The organism is Nocardia sp. NPDC056541 (genome assembly GCF_042794235.1).
Taxonomy (GTDB): Bacteria; Actinomycetota; Actinomycetes; order Mycobacteriales; family Mycobacteriaceae; genus Nocardia.
In genome coordinates this window covers 620,215-644,723 of sequence record NZ_JBHTUD010000001.1, presented here as the reverse complement: position 1 = coordinate 644,723, position 24,509 = coordinate 620,215, and the positions used below count along the sequence as shown (strand labels likewise).

23 protein-coding genes and 1 pseudogene are annotated in these 24,509 nt (G+C 67.8%); 13 read left to right on the top strand and 11 right to left on the bottom strand.

Translation table 11 applies throughout. The features are described 5' to 3' along the window. Positions 1 to 1,946: 1,946 nt before the first annotated feature. From ACFQ9R_RS02975 to ACFQ9R_RS02965, 3 genes are all read right to left on the bottom strand, one after another. A complete protein-coding gene (locus ACFQ9R_RS02975; RefSeq protein WP_378988432.1) occupies positions 1,947 to 2,459 on the bottom strand; it encodes a pyridoxamine 5'-phosphate oxidase family protein in 513 nt (170 codons plus the stop codon). Further along, positions 2,459 to 2,620, bottom strand: coding sequence for a hypothetical protein (locus ACFQ9R_RS02970; RefSeq protein WP_378988430.1), 162 nt, complete (start codon positions 2,618 to 2,620; stop codon positions 2,459 to 2,461). Before ACFQ9R_RS02970 ends, ACFQ9R_RS02975 begins: the two co-directional genes overlap by 1 nt. Before the next feature lie 93 nt (positions 2,621 to 2,713). After that, positions 2,714 to 5,950 (bottom strand): BTAD domain-containing putative transcriptional regulator, encoded by a 3,237-nt coding sequence (locus tag ACFQ9R_RS02965; RefSeq protein ID WP_378988428.1) that lies wholly within the window; start codon positions 5,948 to 5,950, stop codon positions 2,714 to 2,716. A 177-nt stretch (positions 5,951 to 6,127) separates the two neighbouring features. On the opposite strand from ACFQ9R_RS02965, the gene ACFQ9R_RS02960 reads away from it, so the two are divergent. Next, complete coding sequence (locus ACFQ9R_RS02960) at positions 6,128 to 7,705, top strand: MFS transporter (protein ID WP_378988426.1); 1,578 nt, start codon at positions 6,128 to 6,130, stop codon at positions 7,703 to 7,705. Between the two features lie 131 nt (positions 7,706 to 7,836). Here the strand turns inward: ACFQ9R_RS02960 and ACFQ9R_RS02955 are convergent, their stop codons facing one another. Next, a complete protein-coding gene (locus ACFQ9R_RS02955; RefSeq protein WP_378988424.1) occupies positions 7,837 to 8,457 on the bottom strand; it encodes a maleylpyruvate isomerase family mycothiol-dependent enzyme in 621 nt (206 codons plus the stop codon). Between the two features lie 70 nt (positions 8,458 to 8,527). Here ACFQ9R_RS02955 and ACFQ9R_RS02950 point away from each other — a divergent pair, with 70 nt between their 5' ends. Continuing rightward, positions 8,528 to 9,433 carry a MerR family transcriptional regulator gene (locus tag ACFQ9R_RS02950; protein WP_378988422.1) on the top strand — a complete coding sequence of 302 codons (906 nt, stop codon included), beginning with the start codon at positions 8,528 to 8,530 and terminating at the stop codon, positions 9,431 to 9,433. Positions 9,434 to 9,482: 49 nt separating this feature from the next. Here the strand turns inward: ACFQ9R_RS02950 and ACFQ9R_RS02945 are convergent, their stop codons facing one another. Both ACFQ9R_RS02945 and ACFQ9R_RS02940 read right to left on the bottom strand, forming a co-directional pair. Beyond that, positions 9,483 to 9,995 carry a L,D-transpeptidase gene (locus ACFQ9R_RS02945; protein ID WP_378988419.1) on the bottom strand — a complete coding sequence of 171 codons (513 nt, stop codon included), beginning with the start codon at positions 9,993 to 9,995 and terminating at the stop codon, positions 9,483 to 9,485. A 144-nt stretch (positions 9,996 to 10,139) separates the two neighbouring features. After that, positions 10,140 to 11,333: an FAD-dependent monooxygenase gene (locus ACFQ9R_RS02940; RefSeq protein WP_378988417.1), complete on the bottom strand. Its 1,194-nt coding sequence runs from the start codon at positions 11,331 to 11,333 to the stop codon at positions 10,140 to 10,142. A gap of 82 nt (positions 11,334 to 11,415) precedes the next feature. On the opposite strand from ACFQ9R_RS02940, the gene ACFQ9R_RS02935 reads away from it, so the two are divergent. The 3 genes from ACFQ9R_RS02935 to ACFQ9R_RS02925 all read left to right on the top strand — a co-directional run bounded on the left by ACFQ9R_RS02935 (position 11,416) and on the right by ACFQ9R_RS02925 (position 13,720). After that, positions 11,416 to 12,120, top strand: a complete 705-nt coding sequence (locus tag ACFQ9R_RS02935) for a TetR family transcriptional regulator (RefSeq protein ID WP_378988415.1) — start codon at positions 11,416 to 11,418, stop codon at positions 12,118 to 12,120. Positions 12,121 to 12,388: 268 nt separating this feature from the next. Next, on the top strand, positions 12,389 to 12,772 hold the full coding sequence (locus ACFQ9R_RS02930) for a PaaI family thioesterase (protein ID WP_378988477.1): 384 nt from the start codon (positions 12,389 to 12,391) through the stop codon (positions 12,770 to 12,772). Positions 12,773 to 12,892: 120 nt separating this feature from the next. Beyond that, positions 12,893 to 13,720, top strand: a complete 828-nt coding sequence (locus ACFQ9R_RS02925; protein WP_378988413.1) for an SDR family NAD(P)-dependent oxidoreductase — start codon at positions 12,893 to 12,895, stop codon at positions 13,718 to 13,720. A gap of 66 nt (positions 13,721 to 13,786) precedes the next feature. Here ACFQ9R_RS02925 and ACFQ9R_RS02920 read toward each other — a convergent pair. Beyond that, positions 13,787 to 13,978: pseudogene (locus tag ACFQ9R_RS02920) on the bottom strand (DNA polymerase III); the annotation flags it as partial. Positions 13,979 to 14,224: 246 nt separating this feature from the next. Here ACFQ9R_RS02920 and ACFQ9R_RS02915 point away from each other — a divergent pair. The 8 genes from ACFQ9R_RS02915 to ACFQ9R_RS02880 all read left to right on the top strand — a co-directional run bounded on the left by ACFQ9R_RS02915 (position 14,225) and on the right by ACFQ9R_RS02880 (position 20,494). Continuing rightward, a complete protein-coding gene (locus ACFQ9R_RS02915; protein WP_378988411.1) occupies positions 14,225 to 14,527 on the top strand; it encodes an urease subunit gamma in 303 nt (100 codons plus the stop codon). 9 nt (positions 14,528 to 14,536) lie between these two features. Then, positions 14,537 to 14,848, top strand: a complete 312-nt coding sequence (locus ACFQ9R_RS02910) for an urease subunit beta (protein WP_378988409.1) — start codon at positions 14,537 to 14,539, stop codon at positions 14,846 to 14,848. A 57-nt stretch (positions 14,849 to 14,905) separates the two neighbouring features. Continuing rightward, positions 14,906 to 16,627, top strand: a complete 1,722-nt coding sequence (locus ACFQ9R_RS02905) for an urease subunit alpha (protein WP_378988407.1) — start codon at positions 14,906 to 14,908, stop codon at positions 16,625 to 16,627. Positions 16,628 to 16,770: 143 nt separating this feature from the next. Further along, the gene (locus tag ACFQ9R_RS02900) at positions 16,771 to 17,316 is read left to right on the top strand and encodes a YbaB/EbfC family nucleoid-associated protein (RefSeq protein ID WP_378988405.1); all 546 of its coding nucleotides are present in this window, start codon (positions 16,771 to 16,773) and stop codon (positions 17,314 to 17,316) included. A gap of 109 nt (positions 17,317 to 17,425) precedes the next feature. Beyond that, complete coding sequence (locus tag ACFQ9R_RS02895; protein WP_378988403.1) at positions 17,426 to 17,755, top strand: type VII secretion target; 330 nt, start codon at positions 17,426 to 17,428, stop codon at positions 17,753 to 17,755. Between the two features lie 2 nt (positions 17,756 to 17,757). Next, positions 17,758 to 18,738, top strand: coding sequence for a hypothetical protein (locus tag ACFQ9R_RS02890; RefSeq protein WP_378988401.1), 981 nt, complete (start codon positions 17,758 to 17,760; stop codon positions 18,736 to 18,738). 47 nt (positions 18,739 to 18,785) lie between these two features. After that, a complete protein-coding gene (locus tag ACFQ9R_RS02885; protein ID WP_378656229.1) occupies positions 18,786 to 19,457 on the top strand; it encodes an O-methyltransferase in 672 nt (223 codons plus the stop codon). Positions 19,458 to 19,564: 107 nt separating this feature from the next. Then, positions 19,565 to 20,494 carry a LysR family transcriptional regulator gene (locus tag ACFQ9R_RS02880; protein WP_378988399.1) on the top strand — a complete coding sequence of 310 codons (930 nt, stop codon included), beginning with the start codon at positions 19,565 to 19,567 and terminating at the stop codon, positions 20,492 to 20,494. 9 nt (positions 20,495 to 20,503) lie between these two features. Here ACFQ9R_RS02880 and ACFQ9R_RS02875 read toward each other — a convergent pair whose 3' ends face one another. The 4 genes from ACFQ9R_RS02875 to ACFQ9R_RS02860 are packed head-to-tail and all read right to left on the bottom strand — an operon-like array spanning position 20,504 to position 24,478. Further along, the gene (locus ACFQ9R_RS02875; RefSeq protein ID WP_378988397.1) at positions 20,504 to 21,316 is read right to left on the bottom strand and encodes a carbohydrate ABC transporter permease; all 813 of its coding nucleotides are present in this window, start codon (positions 21,314 to 21,316) and stop codon (positions 20,504 to 20,506) included. Continuing rightward, positions 21,306 to 22,253 (bottom strand): carbohydrate ABC transporter permease, encoded by a 948-nt coding sequence (locus ACFQ9R_RS02870; RefSeq protein WP_378988395.1) that lies wholly within the window; start codon positions 22,251 to 22,253, stop codon positions 21,306 to 21,308. Before ACFQ9R_RS02870 ends, ACFQ9R_RS02875 begins: the two co-directional genes overlap by 11 nt. After that, entirely contained in the window at positions 22,254 to 23,111 is an 858-nt protein-coding gene (locus ACFQ9R_RS02865) for a metallophosphoesterase (RefSeq protein ID WP_378988392.1), read from the bottom strand. After that, entirely contained in the window at positions 23,108 to 24,478 is a 1,371-nt protein-coding gene (locus ACFQ9R_RS02860; RefSeq protein ID WP_378988390.1) for an ABC transporter substrate-binding protein, read from the bottom strand. Before ACFQ9R_RS02860 ends, ACFQ9R_RS02865 begins: the two co-directional genes overlap by 4 nt. Between the last annotated feature and the right edge of the window lie 31 nt (positions 24,479 to 24,509).

The window sequence follows — 24,509 nt, the reverse complement described above, 5'->3', positions numbered from 1 at the left end:
GGCCACGCCGTGGCCGGCCCCGCTTCCGCGCTGAACTACCTGCGCTGGGTCTACTTGCCCGGGGTGGGCGTGCCACCGCTCACGCTGATCAGCGCCTGGATGAAGGGCAGAGCCGCGTCGCTGAGGCTGCCGGCGCCGGTCTGCATCAGTTCGTAGAGGGAACCCATGTCTAACTCCTGGTGATGAGGTGGATCGGGCTCGGTGAACGAGCCGAAGTGCCGATGTGGGCCGGGTTTACGGGAAGAAGGCTGCTACCGAACCCAGGAAGGCGGCGAGCAGGCCGTCGCCTTCGGCCGCGGAACCCAGTCCGGCGATGGCGGCCATCATGATCTCGGTCAGTGAACCCATCGTAAAACTCCTTGCTCATGTGAAAGGTCTGATCACAGCCGGATAAATGGCTGTGAAGTGTCGGGAATCGACAGCGATTGCCCGCTCGGCCAGTGGTTATGCGCCGCCGATGGGCGTGCCGCCGCTCAGGCTGATCAGGGCATCGACGAACGGCAGCGCGCCGTTGCCGAGGCTGGCCATCCCCGTCGCGAACAATTCGTAAAAGGATCCCACGTGTTACTCCTGAATATGGGGAAATTCAGCATCTGGGCTGAATCGACGGTGCCGACGGGTTGTCGGGTTACGGGAAGAACGCTTCCACCGAGCCCAGGAAAGTCCCGAGCAGGAGGTCGCCCGAGTTCGCGGACGCCATTCCGCCCAGGACGCCGAGTAGCAGCTCATCGAATGAGCCCATGGTGTATCTCCTTGCGCTGTTGTCTAGCCCCCGGAACTGGGGTGGCCCCCTCGCTTCGGGTGGTTATCACCATCGGTAACTGATGTGATGCCGGTAACGTAGCGCCGTCGCAGATGTGTGGCAAGGCGATGTTTCACTCACGGTGAATCGTTCATTTTTTTCATTCCTGATGGAAGCTGCTCGGCGGTTGCCATCTTCTCTGTCCGGACTGCGTGTGACCTGTAGTTACTGCGACTGTCTGGCACAGTAAACAGGGATCTGGCCGCGAACGATCCCGTTCGCCACAAGTGCGTCAAGGGGGGTTGATATCGGTTCTGGACAGTCTGATCTGCGGTGGTTCGGTGAGGCTGGGCGGCTGGGGCCGGTGGCTTGCGGCGTGAGGTTCTTCGATGAGGGGTTCTGGCCGTATCGGGCGAAACGGCCGCAGTTCCGTAGCTGTCTGTTGTCGAGTGGTTCGCCGCTGTGCTGGATGTCCGGCGATCGGGCCGACGCCGGTCCTCCTCTTTTTTCCGACGAAGACCCGGTGTGAATCATGTCGATCAGCTATTGAAATGACGCGTTGACACAGGCGTGGATGGTGGGTAGGAATGGGTCGGGGGCGGACCGTCAACGGCCCGCCCCCGACTGTGTTGCCGTGTATTACTTACCTGGCGTCGGCGTACCGCCGCTGACCGTGATCAGCGCCTGAATGAAAGGCAGAACGGCGTCGCTCAAGCTGCCTGCGCCGGTCGCCATCAATTCGTACAGGGATCCCATGTGTCTTCTCCTCGGGTGATGAAAAAATTATCGTTGGCCGGGTGGCGCGTTTACGGGAAGAAGGCCTCGACCGAGCCGAGGAAGGCCGCGAGAAGGCCGTCGCCCTCGACCATAGAGCCCAGTCCCGCAATTGCGGCCATCATTATTTCCGTCAGCGAACCCATGGTGAATCTCCTTGCATGATCGGTAAGCATCCCGCCGGAAAATGGTCGTACCGTCGGCCGGGATGTGGATCACAATCAGATCTCTGTTGTGATGGGGGTAACGTAGCTCCGCTCATTTCCTACGGCAAGGAAATCGTCCGATTCGCGCAATTCGGGCAGAGATCCTTCCTGATGGAAGTGCCGATGGGTATTGGTGCCCGTCACGAAGAATCGCGCCGTGACCTGTACGGACGTCCAGTCCCGTCAGGTCCGACGATGAACGACCGCGTTCGCCGCCGGATCTGTCAATCCCCCTGGAGTTGGCCGCGCCAGAGACGTGCCGGAATTCCGCTGACCAGATCTTGTCGCCGCAGCACCTGGATGCGCCACGGCGTGAGGCGAAGTACCTGGAAGGCCCGGTCGTCGGCACCCTGCCAGAACTGTCCGGGGTCGTAGCCGGCGCCGGGTGGACTGCCGTGCCGGTACAGGTCCCACACGTGTGCGCGCTCGCCGGGGTCATCGGTCCATTCGGCGACCGCGTCGACGGCGACGGTGTTCTGTGCCGGGCTCCAATAGGAGAACGTCACATGCGGATTTCCCGCGATATGGGCGGCCTTCACCGGTGTGCGGTAGGTTCCGAGCCAGCCCGCCGGGTGGTCGGTATCGGTTTCCCAGACCGGAATCAGGACGCGCGACCGTGGGCGTCCCTTGGCGTCGACGGTGGTCATGGTCGCGTAGTTGACGGCGCCGACGATGGCGTCGAAATCGGGTTTGATATCGGCGAACGTGTGCACGTGGGCGCGGGTGCGGTTGCTCACTACCGCTCCTCGACGCGCACGCCGGCGCGGCGGCCGACGGTGGTGAGGACGAAATCGGTGGTGCCGCCGTCGAGGAAGCCGGCACGCCCGTCGGTGGCGAGGTAGCGGCGGACGTGGTCGGTCACCGGGGGATCGGGGCTGTCGGTCACGGTGTGAGTCATGGATTCACCGTGCCCGGGAGGGCTTCGGACGGACTCAGGGCCTACTCGAGGCGGTCGGGCGATCGAGGTCGGTCGACAGCGTCCGCAGTGGGCTCAGGGCCGGTTCGGGACTTGCGCGAGGTGCAGGGTCGAGGGTTCGGCTCGCTCACCCTCGGCGAGGTTGTCGGCGAACTGATTCGTTCCGATGTCGGCGAGGATGCGTGCCTCGATGCGGTCGACATCGCCGCGTTCGGCCTCGGGCAGCGGGGCGCCGGTGGACCGACGCAGTGCATCGGCGGCACCGAGTAGCCGCGCGGCGTGGGCGGAAGATCCGGCGAGCGACCGGGCTCCGGCCAGGCCTTCCAGCGCGAGTGCGTGGGCACGGGGGTCGCCGGTGCGCAGGGCGCAGGCGAGTCCACGCAGGTGCTGGCGCTCGGCTTCGCCAACGTCACCGGCGAGTTCGGCGGTGAAGCCCAGTTCGGCGAGGATCAGGGCGGCGCCGAAATGCGACCCGGCCCGCAGATGCCAGTCCAGCCAGGTGCCGAGGTACTCGCGCGCCGCCGCCAGGTCGCCGCGGCGGCGCGCGACCAGACCGAGCCCGAGTACCGCGGATTCTTCCCCGACGAGGTGTCCCTGGTCGACCGCCACCCGACGGGCCCGTTCGTGCAGTTCGGCGCTGCGGTCGAGCTCACCGCGCAGCAGCGCGATCCGGCCGAGCGAGGTGAGCCGCTCGCCGACTTCGGTCCACAGGCCGAGTTCCTCGGCAGTGGCCAGCGCGCCGCGGTGGTGGTCACGGGCGGTGTCGAGGTCGCCGGTCACCTCGGCGTGGCTGCCGAGCAGGAATCCGGCGATGGCCTGACCCCAGCGATCGCCCACCTTCGCGAACAGCTCCCGGCTCCGCTCGGCGTGCTCGCTCAGGCCGATCAGGTCGCCGCGGGCGAAGGCGTCGCGCGCCAGCGACACCGAGGCCGCCGCGATGCCCCAGTCATCGGCGTTGTCGGCGAAGGCATCTCGCAGGTGGGCCGCGTCGTCCATGCCCTGGTGGGCGGCGAATCCGGAGTAGACGTGCGCGAGGTACCAGCGGGCACGCAGTTCGGCGGGCGTGGGTCGCGCAGCGAGGGCCGGCAGAGAATCGACCGTACGGCCGGCGCCGATCTCGAGAGCGCCGCGCCACAACAGGGCAACCCGGCGTGTGGCGGGCTCGGTCTCGCCGGATACCGCGAGAGCGATGCCGAGTGACCGGATGCCCTCGGCGAGGCGTCCGCGCATCACCCAGTACCAGGCGAGGGCGTTGACCAACCGCAGCGCGTCCTCGGACCTGCCCGCGGCACGGGCGGTCTCGAGTGCCCGTCGCAGGTCGGCCGACTCCGCGTCGAGCCGAGACAGCCAGCGGCGCTGGTCACCGGTGCGTAGGTGCTGGTCGGCCAGTTCGGCGAACGCGAGGTAGTAGGCGAGATGGCGCCCTCGTGTGTCGGGTTCCTCGCCGCTGTCGCGCAACCGGTCCGCACCGTAGGCGGCGACCGACTTCAGCAGCCGGTAGCGCGGGCGGGTATCGGTGGCGGGGGTGATGATCAGGGAGCGCTCGACCACACGAGCGAGCAACTCCGCGACCTCGGCGACCGCGATGTCGCCACCGGCGCAGACGGCTTCGGCCGATTCCAGCGTGGCGCCGTCGGCGTGGGCCGAAAGCCGCCGCAGCACAGCACGTTCTGGCTCATCGAGCAGTTCCCAGCTCCAGTCGATCACCGCGCGCAGGGTGCGCTGGCGATCGGGTGCGTCCCGATAGCCGGACGACAACAGTGTGAAACGGTCCTCGATCCGTTCGGCGAGCACGTGCACCCCGAGCGCGCGGACCCGCGTCGCCGCCAGTTCCAGTGCCAGCGGCAGGCCGTCGAGATGGGTGACGATCGTCGCGATCGCCGCCGCATTGTCGTCGGTGACGGCGAAGCCGGGCGCGCGCGAGCGGGCCCGTTCGACGAAAAGCTGTGCGGCAGGTGAGGTTTCCACCCCGCGCGACCCCGGTCCGGCAGCGGGTGCGGTGGGCAGGGCCAGCGGCGCCACCGGCCGGATGTGCTCGCCCGCGATATTCAGTGGCACCTGACTGGTGACCAGCACCCGCAGCTCCGGTGCGGCGGCGAGCAGGCGTGACACCACCGTGGCGGCCGCGTCGGCGACGTGCTCGCCGTTGTCCAGCACCAGCAGCACCTGCTTGGCCCGCACCGCCTCGGCGAGATGGTCGAGCTGAGTGCCGTTGCCGGGCGCGGGGAACGGGCTCGAACCGGCCGAATCGTCACGGACGTCGAAGGCGCCCGCCACGACTTCGGTGATCGTCGTCAGCGCGCTGTCGGTGCCGGTGCCCAGGCACAGTCCGGCGAGCTCGACGAACAGCACGCCGTCGCGCGCCGGATGCACGGCCGCGGTGGCCAGTGCCAGGCGGGTCTTGCCGACACCGCCCGGCCCGGTGAGCGTCACCAGTCGTTCGGCAGTGACCAGCGCCTCGACCGCGGCGAGATCGTCCGCGCGCCCGATCAGGGAGGTGGGCGCGACGGGCAGGTTCCGGCGTGGTGTCACCGGTATCGCGGGTGCGGGCCGCGCGGGCGCGCCGAGAGCCGGATCCTGTTCCAGCACAGCACGATGCAATGCGGTGAGCTCGGGACTGGGATCGAGTCCGAGCTCTTCGGCGAGGTGTTCGCGCAGCCGACGGTAGGTTTCCAGGGCTTCGCCGTGTCGTCCCGATCGGTACAGCGCCAGCATGTGGGCCGAGCGCAACCGTTCCCGCAGCGGATGGAGCTCGGTGAGTTCGCCGAGTTCGTCGGCGACCTGATCGTGCTCGCCGAGGGTGATCCGGGTCTGCGCGAGTTCCTCGACCGCGGTGAGGCGCTGTTCCTCCCACCGCAGCACCGGGATCCGCGCGAACTCGTGATCGGCGAGGTCGGCCAGGACCTCGCCCCGCCACAACGCCAGCGCTTCGGTGAGAAGCGTTGCCCGAGTGGCGGTGTCGTCGGTAGCACGCGCCCGATGGAGCACACGCTGGAAGGTCTGGGAGTCCACCGAGCCGTCGGCGACCTCGAGCAGGTAGCCGGGGGAGCGCGAGACCAGCAGCTCGCGCCCGCCCACCTCGGCATCGCCGAGAACCCGGCGCAACTGTGAGGCTCGCGTCTGCAACGAACCAGCAGGGTTGGCGGGCAGGGCCGTATCCCACAGATGCTCGACGAGCCGGTCGGTGGGCACGATCCGGCCCGGTTCGACCAGCAGCGCGCCGAGCAGAACCCGCACCTTGAGCTCTGGAACCCGCACGGATCGTCCCTCGTCGGTCCAGACCGCCAAGGGACCGAGCACTCCGAAACGCATGTCACCCACCCTAAACGGCCCGGCCGCCGACCCGACCACGCACGGCGAGCCCCGCCGCGCCTCGATCATCGCCTCACGTAACCGCTCGAGGTCGTCTGGAGTCGACCCGAAGGGTTCCTGCAGCACGGCCCGGCACTGTCGGTCGCAGTTCGAATCGTCCTCGAAGGGAAACTCCTGATGTCCGAGTTCACCGATGTCCCCGAGCGGGCAGGTACCCGCCAATGGCTGGGACTCGCGGTCCTGCTCCTGCCGACAGTCCTGCTGTTCCTGACCATGACCGTGTTGTTCCTCGCTACCCCGTATATCGCCGCCGATCTGTCGCCGAGCAGCGGTGAGCTGCTGTGGATCAACGACATCTACGGTTTCGTGATGGCCGGTTTCCTCGTCACCATGGGCACCCTCGGTGACCGGCTCGGCCGTCGCCGACTGCTGCTGGCCGGGGCCGTGCTGTTCGGCGCCGCCTCGATCCTGGCCGCGTTCGCGCCGGGCCCGGAACTGCTGATCGCCGCCCGAGCGGTGATGGGCTTCGGTGCGGCTGCCGTCATGCCCGCCACGTTGTCGCTGATCACGACCATGTTCCGGGACGACAGGCAGCGCGCCACCGCCATCGGTCTCTGGGCCGCGTCGGTGTCGGCGGGTGTGGCGCTCGGGCCGCTGCTGGGTGGTCTGATGCTCGCTTCGCTGTGGTGGGGTGCGTCGATGCTCATCGGTGTGCCGGTCATGCTGGTGGTCGTTGCCGCGGTACCGGTGCTGATTCCCGAATACCGTGCGCCGAGCGCGGGTCGACTCGATCCGATCAGTGTCGCGTTGTCGCTGGCCGCGCTGCTGCCGTTCGTCTACGGCGTGAAGAAGCTGGCCGAGACCGGATTCGCCGCCGAATCGCTGCTCACGCTGCTCGCCGGTGTGGTGTTCGCGGTGGTCTTCGTCCGCAGGCAGCTGCGCCTGGCCGATCCGCTGCTCGACGTGCGACTGTTCGCGAATCGCACGTTCAGTGGGTCGCTCGGCGTGTACATGCTGGCCGCCGTCGCCCTGGGCGGGGTGTACCTGCTGTTCACCCAGTACTTGCAGTTGGTCGCGGCCCAGTCGCCGCTGCAGGCGGGGCTGTGGATTCTGCCCGCCGCCATCGGCCTGGTCATCGTTTCCACCGTCACCCCCGCGCTCGCTCGCCGCATTCGTCCCGCCTCTCTCATCGCCGCGGGCCTGGCGGTCTCGGCGGTCGGCTACCTGGTGCTCACCCAGGTCGGCAGCGTTGCCGGGCTACCGCTGCTCATCGTCGGTTTCTACGTCCTCTACCCGGGCATCGCCCCGGCGATGGCACTGATCCCGGGCCTGGTCATCGGTGCGGCCCCGGCGGAGAAAGCAGGCGCGGCCTCGGCCGTGAACAGCACCGCCAGCGACCTGGGCGTGGCATTGGGCGTCGCGCTGCTCGGTAGCGTGGGCGCGGCCATCTACCGCGCCGACATGTCCGAGGCGGAGGGAGCCGCCTCGGAAACCCTTCCGGCAGCGCTGAGTTCGGCCGAGTCGCTGCCCGCCGACCTCGCCGATTCGCTCGTACTGGCTGCTCGGGAAGCGTTCACCCACGGACTGAACGCCGCCGCGTGGACCGCTGCTGTGCTCTCGGCCGCCGGTGCGGTGCTGGCGGTGGCGTTGCTGCGCCGGATCCCGGCCGGGGCGACCTCGGTGCCGGAAAATATGGAGACAAAGGAGGTTTCGGCGGCAGGCGGTGCCGCCGAGCGACCCACCGTCGCTGTCTGACGGTCGCGCGATCTCGTCGACCGAGAGCGATCCGCAGCCCCAGTTCGCCGGGTGCTGCGGATCGCTGTATCCACTGCCCTGCAGAGTATTACGTGAAATCTGTCGGGGATTCCGGAGTTGCGCGTCGGCGGTTACCGCCGGTCGACTCGTTCATCGGGGGAGGTGCGGCCGGTGACCACCATCAGTAGTTCTGCCGCCGTGCCGGTGATCGGTGCGCCGTTGCCCGCGGTCCAGGAGCTGTCGGTGGCTCGCAACGAGTATCCGGCCAGCCGATTCTGCGCGTGGAAAGGGGCGCCCATCGTCCATACCCGGTCCAGTGCGAGTTGCGCTGGCGCAGGTGGCATCACCCGGTCGATGCCGAGCGGGACGGCGATGTCCTGCCCGTGCACCAGCAGATCCATCAGCCGATCGACCGGTGTGGTGCCGATCGGGATGGCCCTGGAGTCGATCGTGGCGCGCAGTTCGGCGAGCAACTCGGCGGTCGGTGTCCGGTCGGCGTGCCGGACAGCGGTGTCATGGATGAGGCGGTCGGTGTTGCCGCGCGCGCGGATCAGGTTCACCAGCAAGGCCGCGACCGTGACGCGGGTGGCCAGCACCAGGTGCGCCACAACGTCCCGAATCCGCCACCCCTCGCACAGGGACGCGGTGTCCCACGCCGATGCGGGCAGGCCGCGCAGCAATTCGGCCAGGGTGGTGCGTTCGTCGGCCACCGCCTGCCAGATCGTGTCGTTCCTCGTGTCCTGTCGGGTCATCGTCGGTTCTCCTTCGCGTGGGCGTCCTCGGTACCGTAGGAGTTCCACCGAGGTGGAGGTGCCAGCGAAAGTGACTCACATCACATATCTGACGATCGGCGAGCTCGCCACCAGGACCGGCGTCGCGGTGCGAACGGTCCGGTACTACTGCGACGCGGGCCTGCTGGACGCGGCGCGCACCCCCACCGGCCACCGAGTGTTCGAACCCGGCGCGGTCGACCGGCTGGTGCTGCTACGCCGGCTGCGCTCCTTCGGCATCGGACTGGCGGCGATCGAGGACGTGCTCGACGGCACTCGCTCGCTCGCCGAGGTGATCGCGGCCGAACGCGTCGCCGTCGACGACGAACTCGACGCGTTGAATCGTCGTCGGGCGCTCCTGCGCGCCGTCGAATCGGCCGCTCCCGACCGGCATGACGAACGCCTGAATCTGCTTGCCGCCGTGGTCGATCCGCGCGCGGCCCACGATGTCCTCGTCACGTTCTGGCGCCGCCAACTCACCCCGCTACCGGCCGCGGCCATCGACGGTTTCCTCAGCATGAACGTCCCCGAACTGGCACCCGGCGCCCACCCCGAACACCTCCTCGCCTACGCGGAACTGATTGCCGTGGCCTCGAATCCGGATATCGCGACCGCCGTGTACGACACCATCCGGCACCGCAGCACCCCCGGCATCCGCGACGAACGGCGCCTCCTGTTCGACGTAGCCGATGCTTGCGTCGCGGTCGCGCCCCTCGTCACCGCGGGCCACCCACCCCACTCCGGCCCTGAACTGGACCATTACGTCGCGATCCACGCCACCGCCCGCGACCGCCACGACACCCCGTCGTTCCGCCGCCAACTCCTTGTCGACGCCGCGGGCGCAGACCACCGAGTCCGCCGATACTGGCACCTCACAACAACTCTCACCGGCGAAACCGCCACCTCCGGCACCACCCAACTCTGGCTCTTCGACGCCCTGACCACGTCGGTGACGTGACAAGGGGAGGCCGGCGACTGACCGGCCTCCCCTTGTCACGACGCAGAACTCAGGGAACGACTTCGACGATGTCGCCCGGTTCCAGCCACTCGTAGTGCGCCTTGGCGCCTTCCGGGGTCAGGCGGATGCAGCCGTGGGACTGCTCCTCGGTGGGTCCGATGTGGTAGGCGATGTCACCGTTGAAGAAGACCGCGTACTCCATGGGGGCGTTGTGCAGCGTGCTCCAGTGGAACGGCTTCTTGAAGGCCACCTTGAAGACTCCGGGCGGCGTTTCGTAACCGGGGCGGCCGTGGGACATCGGGCTCGGCCCGAAGGTGACCTTGCCGTTGTCCATCAACCACGCGTTGTTGGTCGACAACTGCAGGCACGCACGGGCTTTCTCGCTGCACGGAGCCACCACGGGCTCCGGCGGCGGGGCGGGAATGATGGCGGGCACGCCGGGCACATCGGGCCCGCCGGGCCACAGTGGTTCGGCCTGAACGGGTGCTGTGACCGCGGCCCCGACCGCCGCCGCGCACATCACCGCCTGCACGGCCCATCGGGGAATACGACTACTACTCACGAAATCTTGCCTCTCTCGCCGCGCCCAGCCCTGGTCGTCGTACGCCCAGAACATGAGCTTTCACCATCGACACAAGCCTCGGAAAACATAGAGGTACAGCGATCATGGAGTATTCCGATCGTGTTGAGCAAGCCCAGGGCCGGGCTACCGGCGCGTCACGCGCCGCAGCGGATCGGTCGGGGCCGCCGCGGGAGGGTCCGCCCGGAACACACGGGCGGCCAACGGTGGCAACACCATCAGCCGGGTGAGCTGGTTGCGCAGCCAGATCCGGGTGTTCGTGGCGGGGACGAGCATGGCGCTGCCGGTGCCGACCGAGCGCTGGCGAGCGCGGACGATCGGGCGGAAGGCGTGTTCGTAGCGAGCGAAGGCAGCGGTGTGGCCGTCGCTCTCGGCGAGGGCGGTGGCGAGAAGATGCGCGCCTTCGATGGCGAGGGCGGCGCCCGAACCCGAGAACGCGGTGGCGCAGTAGGCGGCATCGCCGACCAAGCCGACGCGGCCGTGCGACCAGGTCGGCATCCGGATCTGTGTCATCGCGTCGAGATAGAACGTCGGATCGGCGGTGGCGGCGTCGAGCAGAGTGGGGATTTCCCAGCCGGCGGTGGCGAATTGCTCGCGCAACAGCTCGATCTGTGATTCCCGGTCGCGCGGGAAGTCGAACTCGCGCGAGGTGCGGAACGCGAAGAACGCTTGCGCGTCTCGGTGATTGCCGGATCGATACACCCCGGCGACGCGGCCCGCCGTATTGTGCAGCGTCACCTCTCGCCGCGCGCCGAAGCTCACATCCACCGTGGCGGTCGCGAAGCCGATGCCGAGCGGGTGCGCCGCCTCGGCCTCGCTCAGCACCGCGAGATTGCGCACGCGCGAATGCAATCCGTCGGCGCCGACGACCAGGTCGAATTCCGCGCTGGTGCCACCGGCGAAACTCACCTGGACCGTGTCGCCGTCCTGGGCGATGGTGTCGACGGTGTCGCCGAAGCGGTAGTCGACATCGTGCGCGGTGGCGTCGTAGAGAACGCGGGCGAGGTCGCCGCGCATCACCTCGATATCGCCGGGCTCGTCGAAGGTGCTGGTCGGCATACCGGCGACTCGTCGTCCCTCGGCATCGACGAAGGTGAGCGCCCGGATATCGGTGGCGAGGTCGCGCAACGCGGGCAGCACCCCCATGGATTCGGCGATACCGACCGCGGCGCCGCGCAGATCGACGCCGTTGCCGCCCGCGCGCAGCTCCGGAGCTTGTTCGACGACGGTGGGACGGAACCCCTGGCGGACGAGCCAGTAGGCGAGAGTGGGCCCGGCGATGCTGGCGCCGGAGATGAGAATGCGGGGATTGGTCGACATGACGACTCCTCAGTGACTGACCGTTGGTCAGTTTTCACCGTAGGCTCCTGACCGATGGTCAGTCAAGGGATAGAATACGCCGATGAGTGATGACGCAGCGGTCGGCACCAGGGAGCGCATTCTTGCCGTCGCGATGGATCTGTTCAGCGCGCACGGTTACCACCGCACGACGGTGCGGGCGATCGCCGACCAGCTCGACATCTCCAAGGCTGGTGTCCTCTATCACTTTCCGAGCAAGTACGACATTCTCGCCGGACTGGCCGAGCCGCTGCTCGTCGCCCTCGCCGCCGCCTTGGCCGCGGCGGCCGACCCTGATCCGCGGGTCGCCCGCAGGCAGGCGCTCGAAGGAATTCTCGAGGTCTACATCGAGCATCGATATCTGCTGCGCCTCAACGTCAACGATCTCGCGCTCGCCGCGTCGGGCAGCATCTTCGAACGGTTCCGCGACTTGGTATTGGCCGCGAATGTGCTGGTAGCGGGACCGAATCCGACGCTGTCCGATCGCGTGCGCGCCGTGCAGGCATTGGGCGTGCTCAGCGACCCGGTGGTGTTGTTCGCGGACGAATCGCCGACGGCTCTGCGTGCGGAAGTGCTGGCCGGGGTGGATCTGCTGTACCCCGACGACATGAATGCTGCTGCGGTGCACCGTGGTAGGCCCGCACTGCTCGACGAAGCGGGAGTAGCCGCGGCGCGCAGGATGAGCCGGGTCGAGCACCGCAGCGCCGCGGAGATCGCCGCCACGCTCGGCGTCTCGCGAGCAACCGTGTATCGGTATCTCAAAGACTAATTATGAGACGAATTATGAGACATTAATGAGACAAATCCGCGAACACTTGACGACTTAGGTAAGCCTGACCTACTCTGATCTCGGCGTACGGATGAGCCGGTGGTCCCGAGGGCTGCGGTCGACTCCGCCATCCTGCCGCGGCGGGCTCCGTTTTCGAGACGGAGCCCGCCGCTACGTCTTACCGGCTGTTGAGCGCCGTTTCGGATGGTGTAAACCGGACGGTATGAGCGAAACGCCCCTGTCCCTGGCCGATGTCACCCCCGAGTTGATGACCAAGGCCAGCGAAGGCACCTTCACCGACCTCATCGGCCTGCGCTACACCGAGGTCACCCCCGACCGGGTCCGCGGTGAATGGCAGGTGCGTCCCGAACTGCATCAGCCCGCGGGTATCCAGAACGGTGGCGTCTACTGCACCATCATCGAAACTCTCGCGAGTGTCGGCGGCGGCGTCTGGTTCGGCGAGCGTGGTTCGGTCGTCGGCGTCAACAACAACACCGACTTCCTGCGTGCGGTCCGCGAGGGCGTCCTCACCGGCGAGGCCACCCCCATCCACCGTGGCCGCAGCCAGCAGCTCTGGGTCGTCGTCATCACCGACGCGGAAGGCCGCACCGTCGCCCGCGGCCAGGTCCGCCTCCAGAACCTCGCCGCCTAGCGGTCCATGGGAGCCCCCGGCCTTGCCGGGTTCGGCGTCGTTCCGGTCTGAACCTGTGAGTTCAGCTTTCTGTACGAGTCCGGTGGCATCGGCGTACCGGGATCGATAACATCGGTCTTTGTGAAGCACGTTGTAGTCGCGGGCGGGACAGACGGGTTGGGGCGGGCGGTCGCACTGGACCGACTCGCCAAGGGCGATGCCGTCGTGGTGATCGGGCGCGATCCGGCGAAGGGCGCGGACCTCCTCGCCGCGGCGGCGGCCATCGGCGCGGACCGACGTGCGCATTTCGTGCGGGCGGACCTGAGTTCGATCGCCGAGACGCGCACCGCGATCGAGTCCGTGCGCGCCCACTTCACCCGACTCGATGCCCTCGTGCTGTGCGCGCGGCACTATCGCTCCGAGCGGCTGGTCACGGTGGAGGGGTTCGAATACACCTTCGCCTTGTTCTACCTGAGTCGCTTCGTGCTGAGCTACGAACTGATCGATCTGTTCGACTCCGCGGTCGACCCGGTCGTCTTGAACGTGGCGGGGCCAGGCAGCGGGACCGAGGAGATCCGCTGGGACGATTGGGGTTTCGAGCGTGATTACCACGGGTTGCGTGCCCTGTCCCAGGGTGGACAGCTCAACGATCTACTGGGTATCGAGTTCGCGCGCCGATCGTCCTCGACGCGCGTGCGCTATGTCCTGCTGCACCCCGGTGTGGTCGATACCGGCCTGTCGGGCGACTATGACGCGGAGATGGCAGTGAGGGTCGAGGCGATGCGCGCGACAGCGCAATCGATCGATCAAGCGATCGGTCCGATTCTGGGCGTCCTGGATGAACCGCCGACGGAGCCACTGGTCGCGATCGTGCAGGGCGCACGGCTCGACACCGCGGGGCCTGCCTTCGACTCCGCGGCGGCTATCAAGCTTTTCGACGAAACGGTGAGAGTGCTGGCTCGGCTGTGATCCGCGCGCCTCACCGAACTCGACACCCTTGTCGACCTGCTGCTGGGTGAGGGTGGTGAGCTCGGTACAGAAATCGCTCACCGTGGACCTGGTCGGGCGCACGATGATGTCGTGCTTGCTCACCCTGGTCCGGGTGGCGAGATCGACCACCGTGATCCCGATCTCGATGATCTCGTTGACCTGTCCGGCGGGCGGGTCGCCCGCCCAGCAGGTGGCTTCCACGTCGACCACGTTGAGCAGGCCGGTCCACTCGTTCATGGGTGTGACGGTACGGGCGCGTCGTGGTGTGCTCCAGTGATATTCGTGGTGCGGCGATCCGTGGCACAGGCGCACCCGCCGCTCGGCCGGTGAGTTGGCTGTTCCCGGGCCGATCCTGGACCCATCGTTAACATCTCGTTAATCGCCTCGGGGTCGTCCCCGGTCGCGCTCGGCGGCGGTCGCCGCGCAGCCGGGCGACGTGCCAGAATGTCGCTCACCGACCACGACCCGCCGAGGAGAGAACGTATGCGCCTGTCGCCGCACGAGCAGGAACGGCTGCTGCTGAGCTATTCGGCCGAGCTGGCGCGCCGCAGGCAGGCGCGGGGGTTGAAGCTGAACCATCCGGAGTCGATCGCGTTGATCACCGATCACGTGCTCGAGGGAGCACGGGACGGGCGGACCGTGGCGGAACTGATGTCGTCGGGGCGATCGGTGCTCACCCGCGAGGATGTGATGGAGGGGGTGCCGGAGATGATTCACGACGTGCAGGTCGAGGCGACGTTTCCCGATGGCACCAAGCTCGTCACCGTGCACCACCCGATCGGATAGGCGAGACCCATGATTCCCGGCGAATACCTCTGTGCCGAGGGCACGATCGAACTGAACGCGGGCGCGGTACGCGTCGAGCTCGAGGTGGTCAATACCGGCGACCGCCCCGTTCAGGTGGGCAGCCACGTGCACTTCCCGCAGTCCAACGCCGCGCTGGAATTCGATCGCGAAGCCGCCCACGGGCACCGGCTCGATATCCCGGCAGGCACCGCCGTTCGATTCGAACCCGGTCTGCCGCAGCGGATTTCGCTGGTTCCGCTCGGTGGTACCCGCGAGGTATACGGCATCAGCATGAACCCGCCCGGGCACCTGGATGCCTGAGGTGACCGACAACCATCGCGCGGCAAGCCTCTCGCCGCGACGTCCGGGAGAGAGCCGATGACCGAACTGAGCCGCGCCCGCTACGCCGAACTGTTCGGGCCGACCGCCGGCGACCGTATTCGCCTGGCCGACACCGACCTGATCGTCGAGATCACCGAAGACCGCAGTGGCGGACCGGGACTCGCCGGTGAGGAAGCGGTGTTCGGCGGCGGCAAGGTGCTGCGCGAGTCGATGGGTCAGTCACGCGCGACCCGCGCCGACGGCGCCCCCGACACCGTCATCACCGGTGTCGTGATCATCGACCACTGGGGGATCATCAAGGCCGACGTGGGCATTCGCGACGGCCGGATCTGCGGAATCGGCAAGGCGGGCAACCCCGACACGATGTCGGGCGTGCACCGCGATCTCGTTGTCGGCCCGTCGACCGAGATCATCGCGGGCAACGGCCGCATTCTCACCGCGGGCGCCATCGACTGCCACGTCCACTTCATCTGCCCGCAGCTGATGGACGAGGCGCTCGGTGGCGGCATCACCACGCTCATCGGCGGCGGCACCGGCCCCGCCGAGGGTTCCAAGGCCACCACCGTGACACCGGGCTCCTGGCACCTGGCGCGGATGCTGGAATCCCTGGACCACTGGCCGATGAACATCGTGCTGCTCGGCAAGGGCAACACGGTCAGCCAGGAATCGATGTGGGAGCAACTGCGCGGCGGCGCATCGGGTTTCAAACTGCACGAGGACTGGGGCTCCACCCCGGCCGCGATCGATGCCTGCCTCACCGTCGCCGACGCGGCCGGCGTGCAGGTGGCACTGCACTCGGACACGCTGAACGAGGCCGGTTTCGTCGAGGACACCCTCGCCGCCATCGCGGGCCGCGGCATCCACGCCTACCACACCGAGGGTGCGGGTGGCGGCCACGCGCCCGACATCATCACTGTCGCTTCCCATCTCAATGTGCTGCCCAGCTCCACCAACCCCACCCGGCCGCACACCGTCAACACCCTCGACGAGCACCTCGACATGCTGATGGTGTGCCATCACCTGAGCCCGTCGATCCCTGAGGACCTGGCCTTCGCCGAATCGCGGATCCGCCCGTCCACCATCGCCGCCGAAGACCTCCTGCACGATCTGGGCGCCATCTCCATGATCGGCTCGGACTCCCAGGCGATGGGCCGGATCGGTGAAGTGGTGATGCGCACCTGGCAGACCGCGCACGTGATGAAACGCCGCCGTGGCGCCCTGCCCGGTGACGGCGCGGCCGACAACGCCCGCGTGCAGCGCTACATCGCCAAATACACGATCTGCCCGGCGGTTTCGCACGGACTCGACGACGAGATCGGCTCGATCGAGGTCGGTAAGCTCGCCGACCTGGTGCTGTGGGAACCGGCGTTCTTCGGTGTCCGGCCGCACGCGGTCCTCAAGGGCGGCATGATCGCCTGGGCCGCGATGGGCGACGCCAACGCCTCCATCCCCACCCCGCAGCCCGTGCTTCCACGCCCCATGTTCGGCGCCGCGGCCCCGGCCGCCGCGGCGACCTCCCTGCACTTCGTCTCCGAACAGGCCATCGACGACGGCCTCGCGAACCGGTTGAACGTGCGCCGAAAGCTGGTGCCGGTCAAGAACGCTCGCCGCGTCACCAAGGCCGACATGCCCCACAACGACGCCATGCCCCACATCGAAGTAGACCCCGATACCTTCACTGTCCGCATCGACGGCGAAGTCTGGGCAGAGGAACCCGCCACCGAACTCCCGATGGCCCAGCGCTACTTCCTTTTCTGACCGCCGTCTTCGCTGCGTCCGTGCCGGGCTGATGAACGCTGTCGCGGCTGTGTCCATTAGGCTCGTCGCGATCCGAGCGGGGCGGGTTCCGGCACGCCTTCCGCCGCACAGCGCCGGGGACCCCGGCGGGAGGGGAACACAGCATGGACGACCTGAACAACGCCGCCGCGGACCTGTCGCGCTGGGCGGAGGACCTGGAACAGAAGGCGCAGCGCTACCAGGAGCTGCACGCCAAGATGACCGCGGTGAGCGTCACCGATACCTCGGCCGACGGCCGGATCAGCGTCACCGTGGACGCCAACGGTTCGACCACCGCGATCACCTTGGCGGCCGCCGTGCGCGGCATGGATCCCACCGCCGTGGCGGCCGAGCTCATGGCCTGCACGCATCGCGCCCAGGCGCGCCTGCGTGACCAGGTCACCGGCCTGGTCCATGACACGGTCGGCACCGACGAGGCCGGGGAGGCGATCGTCGGCCAGTACAGCGACCGGTTCCCCGACCTGGACCCGACCGCGTCGGCGCCCGTCCCGCCGTCGTCGCCGCCCGCCGCTCCGGCCGCCCCCGCCGCATCGTGGCCGGCCGCGCCCGAGGCTCCCGCCACTCGCAAACCCGACCGCGATCGGGTTGTCGCGCCCGAGGAGCCGTCCGACGAGGACATGTTCTACCAGCGCAAATCCTGGTTGCAGTAGCCACCGCTACAACCCGGCACACATTCGAGGGAACCGAACGGGGCCGGGGCGCGTCCAACTAGATCGAGAGCTGCGGACTCGACCGAGTTCGCCGGAGGAGGGATTCTGCGTGACCAGTCTGGTGAATGTGAATCTGGAGGCGATCAGGTCACAGGCCTGCTCGGTGGACGGCGTGTCCGGCGGGGTCGCCAAGGCGCTCGAGGCGGCGAACTATCTCGCCCACGCCGACGACGGCTACGGCCTGCTCGTGAAGCCGTACGCGGTGAGCACCCTCAACTCGCTCCACGACGACATCACCGAGGCACTGGCGCAGCTCGACACCCTGGCCGCGGAGATGCCGGGCAAACTCCGCACCGCCGCCGACACCTTCGAAACGTGTGACACCACCCGGGCGGGCGATCTCACGGGCAAGACCGCCGAGATCGAAAGGAACGTCTGACCATGGCCGACGGACCCAACGCGGCGGGCACGTTCCTCAACGAGCACACCGTCCTGCCCGGCACGGTGAGCACTTTCGACGACGGCGAAGCTCCCGAGAACGACCTGCTCCAAGACGGCGTCGACTATCGGGACACCTATTACCAGGAGAACAACTTCCTGTTCAGCAATGTGGGCCGGCCGACGGGTGGGGAGGAACCCGACGCGGGCATCATGAAAGGCACACTCCAGGGTGACACCTGGGAGAACGGCCTCGGCCTCTACAACGCGATGACCGGCGACGGGTCGATCATGACCAAGGTCGACGCCATCTCCAAAGCGGCCGGTACCGCGGGTGATTGGGCGTCGGCGGCGACGATGTTCGGCAAGGCGATCAAGGGCACCTCCACGCTGGCGAAGTTCGACCCGTTCAACTTCCTCGGCTCGCAACTGATGAGCTGGATGCTCGAACACGTCGAACCGGTGCGCAAATCACTGGAATCGATCACCGGCAGCCCGGATATGGTCCAGGCGTATTCGGATTCGTGGAAGGCAATCGCCGAGAGTCTGACGACCACCGCGCAGGAGTGGGCGACCGCGCTCGACACCGGAATCGGTGAATGGGCAGGTGCCGCGGCCGAAGCCTACGTGGCCAAGGCGACCGAGCTGACCGGCAAGATCGCCGAGAAGGCAGCCGTCGCCGAGGTGCTGTCGGAGTGCAACGCGGCGATGAAGGGCATCGTCGAGACAGTGCGCGAGATCGTGGTCGAGATCCTGAGCAATCTCGCCGGCATGCTCGCCGAGATGACCGCGCTGCTCATCGCCTCCGCCGGAACTGCCACCCCCGCGCTCATCGCCAGGGCGCTGCTCGACATCTCGCTGGCCACAGTGACGGTCTCGCAGATGCTGGTGAAACTGGCGCAGGCGCTGATCGATACGAAGATGCTGGCGCAGAGCGCGGTGAAGATCATCCAGGGCGTGACCGAGGTCGAGACCGCGAAGTAGCGGCCGAGGAGCCGGTGCCGACCCGCGCTCGGTGGCAGACTGCGTCTATGACGATCAACGATTGGGCCGATGTCGACAGCTACCTCGTCACCACGCTCGTCGGTGACGAGGGAGCGCCCGCACTCACCGCCAACGCCGACGCGGGGCTGCCCGCCATCGACGTCTCCCCGCCCCAGGGCAAACTGCTGAACCTGTTGGCCCGCACCGCGAAAGCGCGCCGGGTCCTCGAGATCGGCACCCTCGGCGGATACAGCACCGAGTGGCTGGCGCGCGCGGTCGGTGACGGCGGTCTCGTCGTCACCCTCGAATTCGAACCCCGCCACGCCAAGGTCGCGCGCGAGAACCTCGACCGCGCCGGCGTGGGGGAGCGCGTCGAGATCCTGGTGGGTGCGGCCCTCGACACCCTACCCGGTGTCGCCGAGGATCTGACCGAACCGTTCGACCTGGTCTTCATCGACGCCGACAAGGTCAACAACTCCAACTACGTGCAGTGGGCGCTGCGCCTGACCCACCCGGGCTCGGTGATCATCGTCGACAACGTGGTGCGCGCGGGCGCGGTGGCCGACGAGCAGACCGAGGATCCCAATGCCCGAGCGAGCCGCGACCTGATCGAATTGCTCGCCGCCGAACCGAGTGTCGACGCGACCGTCATCCAGACCGTCGGCGCGAAAGGGTGGGACGGATTCGCCTACGCCGTGGTGAACGGCCCGAATTCCTGATCTTCACCGCCCGGCAATGCGCAGGGTCATTGCCGGGCGTCCGGGATTCATCGGGAGGTTGTTCGCTGCCGCTAGCGTGGGACTGTTCGACTTCAGGAGCCGCCATCATGGAATTCCGTCATCTCGTCTCGTTCATCGCGCTCGCCGAGGAATTGCATTTCGGACGGGCGGCGCAGCGCCTGCATCTGACGCAGCCGAGCCTCAGCGCTCAGTTGCAGAAGCTGGAGAAATCCCTGGAAGTGCAGCTGGTCGCGCGCAATTCACACGAGGTGCGGCTGACGCCGGCGGGCCGGGAGTTCGAGCTGCAGGCCCGCCAGATCATCGCCCAGCTCGACCGGGCCGCCCAGGCCGCGAAGGCGACCGCCGCCGGTCGCGCCGGTAGCCTGAACGTCGGCTACAACCTGCCCGCCAGCAAACACATCCTGCCCGACGCGCTGGCCCAGCTCACCGACCGCCACCCCGGCATCTCGGTGTCGCTGTGGGAGAAGCGAACCGGGCCGCAGCTGGCCGCCCTGGCCGACGGATCCCTCGACCTGGCCATGGTCTACGGCCACCCCAGCACCGCCGACTTCCGGTACCGCCGGCTGCTGCACCGGATTCCGCTGGTGGCGGTGGTCGGCCGGCAGCACCGCTGGGCGCACCGCTCGCACGTGCCGTTCGCCGAACTGCGGGACCAGGACTGCGTGCTGTTCGCCCGTGAACAGTGTCCGGCGATGTACGACGCGATCCTGCGGTCGGCCGCGCAGACCCGGATCTCGCTGAACATCACCCAGATCGCCGACGATCCGGGCGCCACCGCCCACATCGTCTCGGTGCGCCCACTGGTGGGATTCGCCTCGCTGCCACGGGCGGTGTCGGCGGGTATGGGGTCCTCGGACACCGACCCGGTGGCGGTGAAGCTGGTCGATCCGGTCCCGACCCTGGATCTGCACGTGGTGTGGCGGGCCGACGAACAGAATCCGGCGGTGGCGATGTTTCTGGATTGCCTCGCGTCCACGGCACCTGCCCTGGCCGACGACCAGGTCTTGACGGCGTGAAGTCGTCGTTCATTTCAGTCCCGACCGCACGAACGCATTGACGATGTGGCGCTGCAGCACCAGATACAGCAGCAGCACCGGCAGGCAGGCCAGACCCGCCAGCGCCATCATCGGCCCCCACTGATCGCCTTCGGTGCCCATGAAACTACGCAGTCCCAGCTGCAGCACACTGTTGGACTGACGCAGCACGACCGCGGGCCAGAAGTACTCGTTCCACGCGTTGATGAACAGCAGGATGCCGAGCGCGGCGAGCGCGGGTCGCAGGTTCGGGACCACCACGGTCCACAGGATCGACCACGACGAGCGCCCGTCGATCTTCGCGGCGGCGATGAGCTCTTTCGGGAACGCCGACATGTGCTGGCGCAACAGCAGCACCGCCAGCGCCGAGCACAGCGTCGGCAGCACGACGCCGATCAGGGTGTTGATCAGGCCCAGCTGGTTGAGCAGGATGTAGTTGGGCAGCATCGTCACCTGGAACGGCACCAGCCACACCCCGACGAACGCCAGATACAGCAGCTTCTGCAGCGGGAAGGTGTAGATGGCGAACGCGTACGACGCCAGCAACGCGATGAGCAGCTGGCCCGCCGCCGAGAGCACCGCGACGAAGAACGTGTTGGCGATCAGACCGGCGATGTCGACCTTCTGCGCCGCGTCGAGATAGTTGGCGGTCGACAGGGGCCACGGGATCGGCGACAGCGAGGTGACGTCCTCGGGTCTGCGCAGCGACGTCGCGAACAGCCAGTAGATCGGGAACACGCACACCAGCGCCGTGGCGGCGAGCAGCAGGTGGCTGCCCGCCCCGCGCAGTCGTTCAATCGTCATGGACAGCAACCTTTTCCGAGATCCAGACCAGCAGCGCGGCCACCAGACCGAAGCCGAAGAACAGCAGCACACCGGCCGCGGCGCTCAAACCGGCGTCGAAACTGTGGAAGGCGTAATCCCAGAGCAGGTAGTAGATATTGGTGGTGGCCTGCGCGGGACCGCCCTGGGTCATCGAGTCGATGAGCGGGAAAGTCAGTGTGGGACTGAGCAACACGGTTGTGAGGACGAGGAACAGCACAGTGGGCGAGAGCAGCGGCAGGGTGATCCAGCGCCGGATCTGACCGGGTGAGGCGCCGTCGACCCTGGCCGCTTCGTCGTAGTCACCGCTGATGCCGGCCAGGCCCGCCCACACCACGAGCACCGCGAAGCCGATCAGGTGCCAGGCGGTGATCGCGATGATCACGCCCTGCGCGGTCGCGGTCTCGTACACCCAGTTGCGGTCCGAACCGGTCACCTGGGCGAGGAAGCCCGTCCCCGGATGCAGCAACCAGCGCCACACCGCCGCCGCCGCGACCGGCGCGACCAGGAACGGCGCGAACACCAGTGCCTGATAGATCGTGCGCGCCCGACCGGTGACTCGTCTGCTCGCCATCGCGATCACGACCGGCAGCACCACCGTGAACGGCAACAGGCCCAGGATCAGTGTCCCGGTGCGACCGAGGGCGCCCCAGAACGCCGGAAGGTCCAGCAGCCGTTCGTAATTCGCGGTGCCCACCGGTGTCATCGGTGCGGTCGGCAGCAGGTTCCACGAGTAGGTGGACAGCTGCAGGGCCTGCACCAGCGGTTGATAGGTCCACACCACCAGCAGCACCAGTGCCGGGCTCAGATAGAGGTAGGGCGCGACGAACCGGGCCACATGGCGGCGGGTGAGGCGCCGGCGCACCGGTGTCGCCGCGACCGGCGGTACCGGCGACGCCGGCGCATCGATGACGAACATCTACCGCACCGCCGCCCGCGCGGCGACGATCGCCGCGATCTGCTCGAGCATCTCCGACTCCGGCCGGTCATAGACCTTCGGCGCCGGAGCGGCGTCGATCGCGGTGGCCAGCACTGTCGACTCCGTGACGTCGACGCGGCTGAATCCGAATCCGACGAAACCGCGGTGCCTGCCCGCCGGTGCCATGGGGTCCACCCGGTAGGCCGTCGCGGGACCGATCCACACCGGAATCCCGGCCAGCGCCGACGCGCCGGTGAGGTGGTTGTGTCCGCACAGGATCATCCGGACATCGGTGCCCGCCACGACCTCGGCCAGCTGCTCGGCGTCCTTGAGCCGGAGGAAGTCCAGGGTGGCCAGCGGGGAACGCAGCGGCGGATGGTGCACCACCAGCACGGTGCCGTGCGGGGCGGGGGTGCGCAGCTGCTCGGCCAGCCAGGCCAGCTGCTCCGGCTCGAGCTTGCCGTCGTGCTGGAACGGTGTGGTGCTGTCCAGCACGATGATCCGCACGCCCGCGATCTCGACACTCTGGTCGTGTGGGAGATCCGGGTCCACGGTGTCGCGGCCGAGCAGTTCGGTGCCGAAGGCGGTGCGTTCGTCGTGATTGCCCATCGCGTAGACGATCTCGGCGCCGAGATCGGCCGCGACGGGCTCGACCGCGGCCCGCAACCGCCGGTAGGCCTCGGGCGAACCGTTGTCGCTGAGATCACCGGAGAAGATCAGCACGTCGACGCGCTGCCCGAATTCGCGCAGCCGGTCGAGCACCGCGGTCAGATTGGCGGCGGTGTCGACACCGTGGAGCAGTTCGCCCTCGGGCCGCAGGTGGGTGTCGGTGATCTGGACGATCGTCAGCCCGCTCATGACTTCGGCATGAGTTCGGTGCCCGCGGTGCGGGCGGCGGTGAGCGTCGACTGCGGGTCGGCGCCCTGGAACACGACGGCCTCGACGGCGTCCATCATGCCGTCGCGCATCTGCAGATAGTTGTTGCCCGGCATCGACACCCACGGCTCCATGTTCGCCAGCTGCGCGACATTCGGGCGCAGCAGCGGGTTCTGGTCGGCCCATTCCTTCAGCCCACCCGCTTCCTCGAGCAGGCCGGTCCGCAGCGGCAGGTAGCCGATGTTCTGCGCGATCTTCTTGTAGGAATCCTCGCTGGTCAGGTGCTTGATCAGTTCCCACGCGGCCCGCTGTTTCGCGGGGTCGTTGGACAGGATGTGCAGGCCCGCACCGGAATTCGTCGGGACGGCGGCTTTGCTGCCGAAACCGGGCATCGGCGCCGAACGCAGGTCCCACTTGCCCTTGGACCCGGTGACGAAAACGCTTTGCAACGCGCTGGTTTCGAGCATCATGCCGATCTCGCCGCGACCGAACGCCTCGTAGCCCTGCTTCTGATTGAGCTTGGGCATGCTGCCGCTGTTCACGAGGTTCTGCGCCATCTTGGTGACCTCGACGGCGGGCGCGTCGGCGAAGGTGAGAGTGTTGCGATCCTCGGAGATCACGCGGCCGCCGTTGGAGCGCACCAGCGACTGGAAGCACCAGTCCTTGGCGGTCTTGGTCAGGCAGTCGATGTAGACCCCGCCCTTGCCGGTGCGGTCGGCGATCGCCTTCGCGGCGGTGGTGACCTCGTCCCAGGTGGTGGGCGGCTTGGCGGGATCGAGACCGGCCTCGGCGAACAGCGACGCGTTCAGATACAGGACGGGCGTGGAGAAGACGAACGGAACGCCGTAGGTGTGGCCGTCCCAGTCGTCGAGGGTGCGGGCGCGGGGCGCGTACGCGTGCCGGGCGCCGTCGAAGTTCTGCTTCACTTCCGGTGCGCCGACCAGCTGGTCCAGCGGCTTGGCCTTGAGCTGGTGGATGGTGAAGTCCAGGTCGGAGAAGCCGAGCTGGGCGACGTCGGGCGGGGTGCCCGCCACCATCTGGTTCTGGATGCTGGAGACGGTGTCGGTGGCCGGGTTGGGGCTGTTGCCCTGCGGCTTCTGCGCGGTGACCTTGATATTGGGGTGCTTGGCACCGAAGTCGGCGATCAGGGCGTTGAAGGTGTCGGTCCAGGCGCCCGCCACACCGTAGCTGTAGGACTCGAAGACGATCGAAACCTGTTGGTCGGCAGCCAGTTCGGGAATCTGCGCGGTAGTGGTGGCGTCGGTGGACCCGGTGGTGCCGAGGCCGCAACCGGTGAGGGCGAGGGCGGCGGTGAACACCACGCCCAGCGCGGGCAGTGTGCGTTTCATCGTGGTTCTATCCTTGTCATCGGGGTGGTGC